Consider the following 6163-nt stretch of genomic DNA (forward strand, 5'->3'; position numbering starts at 1 on the left):
GCCTTGGATCGATCAGAAAGGGCGGCCGAGCGGCCGCCCTTTCGCTTTTGCGCCGCCGGAAGTTTCCGCGGAAACTGTGATAAGGTCCGCCCTTATGAACGACACCGCCGGTCCACCTGAGCCCGCAACCACCGTCCTGCAAAGCGCGATGCGCGGGCTGGCCTGCAAATGTCCGCGCTGCGGCAAGGGCAAGCTCTATGCGGGCTTCCTGACGCTCGCACCTCGCTGCGAGCGCTGCGGCCTCGACTATGCCTTCATCGACACCGGCGATGGTCCGGCGATTTTCATCATCATGCTGGCCGGAGGGATTGTCGTTGCGTGCGCGCTGATCGTCGAGGTCAAGTACCAGCCGCCGTACTGGCTGCATGCCGTGCTGTGGCTGCCGCTGATCCTCGCCACCACGCTGCTGCCTCTGCGCGCGATGAAGTCGCTGCTGATCGCACTGCAATTCCACCACAAGGCAGCTCCGGGCCGGCTGGTCGACCGCGCGAAATGAACGAGACTGCGCGCAAGCCTCGCGTGGCCGGCTTTGCGCTGTTCACGCTTCTCCTGACGGCCGCCTTCGTCGCCCTCGGCGTCTGGCAATTGCAGCGCCGGACCGCCAAGCACGAGCTGATCGCAGCACTCACCGAGCGTCTGGCGACGGCACCCATCGCGCTGCCGCCGCCCGCGCAATGGGCTGCACTGAATCCCGCGCGCGACGAATTCCGCCGCGTCAGCTTCACCGCGACCTACGCCGCCTCGCCCGATGCGATGGTCTATTCGTCCGGCTCGGCGGTGCGCAAGGACGCCTCCGGTCCCGGCACCTGGGCCTTCCTGCCGGCGCGACTTCCGAGCGGCGAGATGGTCGTGATCGATGCCGGCTTCGTCGAGAACACGATGCAGGATCGCAGCGTCGAGGATCGCGCGGTGAAGAAGCTCGTGACCGGGCAGCCGGTCGCGCTCACCGGCTATCTGCGCTTTCCCGAACCGTCGGGCTGGCTGACGCCGGCACAGAACCGCGACAAGCGGCTCTGGTTCGTGCGCGATCATGTGGCGATCGCGAGCGCGCTCGGCTGGGGCGCGGTTGCACCGTTCTACATCGACCTGGAACAGCCAGCGCCCGCGAATGGCATCCCGCGTCCGGGTCCGCTCGACGTGCATCTGAAGGACGATCACCTGCAATACGCCATCACCTGGTTCGCGCTCGCAGGCGCGGTGCTGATCGCATTCGGCGTCTGGGTGAGGGGACGTCGGCCGGGCTGAATATTCCCGTAGGTTCCCGGAAGGAACCCGGTATCACCCGGGGTTTACCATTAAGCGCACATTCACGAGTGTGGTCCTAAGCCGCATGCAAATTTTCGCGGCAGACAGGATTGCGGCGTGAGCGATTTCGATCAGATGGGAATTGTCGTCGATTGGGTGGATGCCTGCCGGAAGGGCGACCTCGCGACGCTGCTCGACCTCTATGCCGACGACGCCCAGGTCGAATGCATGTGCAACGGCACGCAGCGTTATCGCGGCCGAGGCGAGCTCGAAACCTATTGGGGGCCGCGGCTCAGCGCATTCTCGTCGGCCGGTTTCGGTCTCGAGGAGATCCATCCCGTGCCTGATGGCGTCGATCTCGAATATTCCGTCGCAGGCGCGCTGCGCATTCACGCCTCGTTTCGCTTCAGTGCGGAAGGCAAGATCTACAGCACGCTGTGCGCGCCGGCGCGACAGAACGCGCATCACGGCTGCGCCTGCTAGCCTTGCGCCGGCTCGTCCCGCGTCGTCTCCACGGGCAGACGGCAGCGCACATAGGTTCTTTCATCCGCGCGCAGCAATGACAGCGATCCACTGAGCGCGCGCACGCGCTCATGCATGCCGGTCAGGCCCCGGCCGAAGACGTTGCCTTCGGGAAATCCGCCGCCGTCGTCGGAGATCTCGATGACGAGCGTCTCACCGGCGAGGATCGCCTGCACATGGGCATTGCGTGCTGCGGCATGGCGCAGCACGTTGGTCAGCGCCTCCTGGACTACGCGATAGATGGTCTGGGCCAGCGGCCCGTCGATCCCGTTGAGATCAGGATCGACCGTGGCGGTCAGGCCGATATGCGGGGCCTGCTTGCGAAAGTTCCGGAGCAGCGTTTGCACGCTGGCCTCCAGCCCCAATTCCTCGATGTAGAGCGGCCGCAGCCGGTCGAGGATGCGGCGGTTGGTCTGCTGGAGCGCCTCGACCGATTGCAGCACTTCCTGCGCCGCATTGCCGAGATGTCCCACCGGCGGCGAAGCCTCGATCAGTGCGATCGTGCCGGCGCGGATGCTGAACAGCAGCGGGCCGAGCTCGTCATGCAGCTCGCGGGCGAGATCGCGCCGCTCGTCGTCCTGGAGCGAGACCAGGCGGTGCAACAGGTCGCGATTGTCCTGGCTCAATTGCGCGAGCGTTGCAGCCAGCGCATTGGCCTCCTCGCAGCTTTGCCGGATTTCCGGCGGTCCGCCGACCGGGATCGGCACGGTGTAGTCGCCGCGCCGCATCCGCGTGAGCCCCTGGCCGAGATATTGCAACGGGCGCAGGGCCGATCCCGCGAAGACATAGGCGATGGTGCCGGTGATCGCCATCAGCACGACGACAAGGCTGGTCAGCGCGAGGAAGCCGATCCACTTCTCGAACAGATCGGCCGATAGGTCCGGCAGGAAGACGAGATCGCCGACATGCTTGCCGTCGATCGTCACCGGAGATGTCGCGTCCATGTTCGGGACGGCGAGCAGATCGACGAACCATTGCGGCACGCCATGCGGCTTGCGCAGGCCGTCCGTCGGGGAGGATGGGGGACCCGCCTGCACCGCGCGGAATTGGATATCGGAGGAGGTGTCTAAAGAATGGGCAAAGGCGTCGAGCGTCTGCCGCGGATTGTCCGAGGCGCGCAGGGTGTTGTTGAGCGCCGCGGCGACCGCTCGGGTCGAATGTCGCCCGGATTCGTTCTCGTCGGCCAGCTGGCCGGTCGCAAAGCTCTGGAGCAGCACGCCGCCCATGACCAGCGCGGCGAGGAGGCTCACCCCGAGCGGAAGAAACAGTTGGGTTCTGAACGACAGATGTTGCCACATTAGGTCAATTCTAACGTGTCCTGGCGGATTTCTCTCTTTCCATTTGTTCCCGCCGGTCTATGAGTCGAAAAACCAGAGAGCGCGCGATGCAAGATACCGCCAAGCCGGCGACCAGGGTTCTGATCGTCGACGACCACCCCGTGGTGCTGTCGGGGTGCCGCACCCTTTTCGCATCCGACCATTCGATCCGCATCGACGAGGCGACGGACGCCAAATCCGGCCATCGCGCCTATATCAGCAAGCGGCCCGACGTCACCGTGATCGACATCAGCCTGCCCGATGTCTCCGGCTTCGAGCTGATGCGGCGGATCCGCAAGGACGATCCCGACGCCAAGATCATCATGTTCAGCATGAACGACGATCCGGCCTTTGTGGTGCGGGCGGTCGAGCTGGGGGCGCAGGGCTATGTTTCCAAGGGCGACGATCCCAGGATCCTGCTGAAAGCGGTGCGCAAGGTGGTCGCTGGCGACAATTTCATCTCGCCGCAGCTGGCGGAGGCCGTGACGTTTTCCGGCGCCGCGATCAAGGCCAATCCTGCCTCGCAGATGACGCCGCGGGAGCTCGAGATTCTCCGCCTGCTCGGGCGCGGCGACAAGATCGTCGAGGTCGCCGAGGCGCTTGGGATCTCCTACAAGACGGTTGCCAACACCACTTCCCTGCTCAAGCAGAAGCTGGGGGCCAAGAACCATTCCGACCTGATCCGGATTGCGGTAGAAATCGGCATGAACTGACGTCCCGCCAGCGACCGAACCGGCTGCTCCAGGGGCAGCGGTTCGGTCAACGGATCGGCGACTCCGCCGGCCGGGCAATGCGTGGCCGACGGGGAAYGCCATCCGCCGACATAATGGACTGCGCCTGCCTTCGTTCCTGTCGTGATCAGGACATCAGGAAAAAACGGCAAAGCCGATCCTTGCCGCCAGATCAAAGACGGGATGCAGCGTTTCACTCGCATCGGGAAAAATAGGAACATCTTCCCGGGGTCGTCGTTTTCGCCCTTGACGATGCCGTGACGGCCAACGAAAGGTTGCGCGACCAATTTTAGCGGGCTGGCGTCCCGGACGAGCCAAATCGGTCTGCACATATCAACGACAGACCTTCCAAGAGAGGGCTGCGGCATTGCCGCAGCCCTTTTCGTTGGAATGGGTGCGGGCGGGAAGCGGTTTCCCGATGCCGCAAAACACTTTATGGTGGCCCAAAGCCTCTGGCTGTTAACCAGGAACACCGTGAAATCAAAGGCTTACGGATCGAGCCCAGGCTCGACCGGCCTTTGGAGGGCAGTTTGACTCGTTATATCTCGACCCGGGGCGAGGCCCCCGAACTCGGCTTCTGCGACGTGATGCTGACCGGGCTTGCCCGCGACGGCGGCCTGTATGTGCCGGCCATCTGGCCGCAGCTCTCGGCTGACACGATCGCCGGCTTCTTCGGCCGTCCCTATTGGGAGGTCGCGGTCGACGTGATCCGTCCCTTCGCCGGCGGCGAGATCATGGACGCCGAGCTCGGTCGCATGGCCAACGAGGCCTACGCCACCTTCCGCCATCCGGCGGTGGTGCCGCTGCGCCAGATGTCGCCGCACCAGTTCGTGCTGGAGCTGTTCCACGGTCCGACGCTCGCCTTCAAGGACGTGGCGATGCAGCTGATCTCCCGGCTGATGGACCATGTGCTCGCCAAGCGCGGCCAGCGCACCACCATCGTGGTCGCGACCTCCGGCGACACTGGCGGCGCTGCGGTCGAAGCCTTCGCGGAGCTCGAGAACGTCGACCTCATCGTGCTGTTCCCGCACGGCCGCATCTCCGAGGTGCAGCGGCGGATGATGACGACGACGGGCGCGGCCAACGTGCATGCGCTCGCCATCGAAGGCACGTTCGACGACTGTCAGGCCCTCGTGAAGGCGATGTTCAACAACCATCGCTTCCGCGATGCGACCTCGCTGTCCGGCGTCAATTCCATCAACTGGGCGCGCATCGTCGCTCAGGTGGTCTATTACTTCACCTCCGCCGTCGCCGCCGGCGCGCCGGCGCGCGCGGTGGACTTCGTCGTGCCGACCGGCAATTTCGGCGACATCTTTGCCGGCTACGTCGCCAAGCGCATGGGCCTGCCGGTGCGCACCCTGCGCATCGCCGCCAACGTCAACGACATCCTCGCCCGTACGCTGAAGACCGGCATCTACGAGGTGCGCGAGGTGCACGCCACGGCGTCGCCGTCGATGGACATCCAGATCTCCTCGAACTTCGAGCGGCTGCTGTTCGAAGCCGGCCGGCGCGATGCGGCCGGTGTGCGCCGTCTCATGGAGTCGCTGAAGCAGTCCGGGCGCTTCGTGCTGCCCGACGCGGCGCTGGCCGCGATCCGCGAGGAGTTCGACGCAGGGCGCGCCGACGAGACCGAAACCGCGGCTGCGATCCGCGCCGCCTGGCGTGAGGCGGGCGAGCTGGTCGATCCCCATACTGCGGTTGCGCTCGCGGTCGCTGACCGCGATACCACCGACACCACGGTGCCCAGCATCGTGCTYTCCACCGCGCATCCGGCCAAATTCCCCGACGCGGTCGAGGCGGCCTGCGGCCAGCGGCCGCAATTGCCGGCCTGGCTCGACGGCCTCATGACCAAATCCGAACACATGAAGGTGATGAAGAACGATCAGGGCGAGGTCGAGCGGTTCGTGCTGTCGGTCAGCCGCGCCGCAAAACAGGGAGTTGCCGGATGAGCGTCGAGATTTCCAAGCTTGCGTCCGGCCTTACCGTCGTCACCGACAAGATGCCCCATCTCGAGACTGCGGCGCTCGGGGTCTGGGCCGGCGTCGGCGGACGCGACGAGAAGCCCAACGAGCACGGCATCTCGCATCTGCTGGAGCATATGGCGTTCAAGGGCACGACGAAGCGCTCCTCGCGCGAGATCGTCGAGGAGATCGAGGCGGTCGGCGGCGACCTCAATGCCGGCACCTCGACCGAGACCACGTCCTATTATGCGCGGGTGCTGAAGGCCGACGTGCCGCTGGCGCTCGACGTGCTCGCCGACATCCTGGCCAATCCCGCCTTCGAGCCCGACGAGCTGGAGCGCGAGAAGAACGTCATCGTGCAGGAGATCGGTGCCGCGCAGGACACGCC

Annotated in this window: 7 protein-coding genes; 6 read left to right on the plus strand and 1 reads right to left on the minus strand. The window is 65.3% G+C overall.

Annotation, left to right across the window (positions count from 1 at the left end; all coding sequences use genetic code 11):
- The first annotated feature begins 94 nt into the window (after nt 1–94).
- The 3 genes from AC1D00_RS22240 (at nt 95) to AC1D00_RS22250 (ending at nt 1728) form a co-directional block, all read left to right on the plus strand.
- Nucleotides 95–496 (plus strand): DUF983 domain-containing protein, encoded by a 402-nt coding sequence (locus AC1D00_RS22240; protein ID WP_135176246.1) that lies wholly within the window; start codon nt 95–97, stop codon nt 494–496.
- Nucleotides 493–1245, plus strand: coding sequence for an SURF1 family protein (locus AC1D00_RS22245; protein ID WP_135176247.1), 753 nt, complete (start codon nt 493–495; stop codon nt 1243–1245). The genes AC1D00_RS22240 and AC1D00_RS22245 overlap by 4 nt, the downstream gene beginning before the upstream one ends.
- 117 nt (nt 1246–1362) lie before the next feature.
- Complete coding sequence (locus tag AC1D00_RS22250) at nt 1363–1728, plus strand: nuclear transport factor 2 family protein (RefSeq protein WP_135176248.1); 366 nt, start codon at nt 1363–1365, stop codon at nt 1726–1728.
- On the opposite strand, the gene AC1D00_RS22255 is transcribed toward AC1D00_RS22250, so the two are convergent.
- Nucleotides 1725–3065: a histidine kinase gene (locus AC1D00_RS22255; protein WP_477012136.1), complete on the minus strand. Its 1341-nt coding sequence runs from the start codon at nt 3063–3065 to the stop codon at nt 1725–1727. The genes AC1D00_RS22250 and AC1D00_RS22255 overlap by 4 nt on opposite strands.
- A gap of 86 nt (nt 3066–3151) precedes the next feature.
- On the opposite strand from AC1D00_RS22255, the gene AC1D00_RS22260 reads away from it, so the two are divergent.
- From AC1D00_RS22260 to AC1D00_RS22270, 3 genes are all read left to right on the plus strand, one after another.
- Nucleotides 3152–3796 (plus strand): response regulator transcription factor, encoded by a 645-nt coding sequence (locus AC1D00_RS22260; RefSeq protein ID WP_008139927.1) that lies wholly within the window; start codon nt 3152–3154, stop codon nt 3794–3796.
- A 548-nt stretch (nt 3797–4344) separates the two neighbouring features.
- Entirely contained in the window at nt 4345–5763 is a 1419-nt protein-coding gene (thrC, locus tag AC1D00_RS22265) for a threonine synthase (protein ID WP_477012137.1), read from the plus strand.
- On the plus strand, nt 5760–6163 hold a 404-nt coding region (locus tag AC1D00_RS22270), incomplete at its 3' end, for a M16 family metallopeptidase (RefSeq protein ID WP_477012138.1). The genes thrC and AC1D00_RS22270, both read left to right, overlap by 4 nt.

The organism is Bradyrhizobium sp. P2_E8 (assembly GCF_056403875.1).

Excerpts from the sequence above, each read along its gene's own strand:
- AC1D00_RS22240 (WP_135176246.1), top strand. The coding sequence starts at position 95 with ATGAACGACACCGCCGGTCCACCTGAGCCCGCAACCACCGTCCTGCAA.
- AC1D00_RS22255 (WP_477012136.1), bottom strand. The coding sequence starts at position 3,065 with ATGTGGCAACATCTGTCGTTCAGAACCCAACTGTTTCTTCCGCTCGGG.
- AC1D00_RS22245 (WP_135176247.1), top strand. The coding sequence starts at position 493 with ATGAACGAGACTGCGCGCAAGCCTCGCGTGGCCGGCTTTGCGCTGTTC.
- AC1D00_RS22260 (WP_008139927.1), top strand. The coding sequence starts at position 3,152 with ATGCAAGATACCGCCAAGCCGGCGACCAGGGTTCTGATCGTCGACGAC.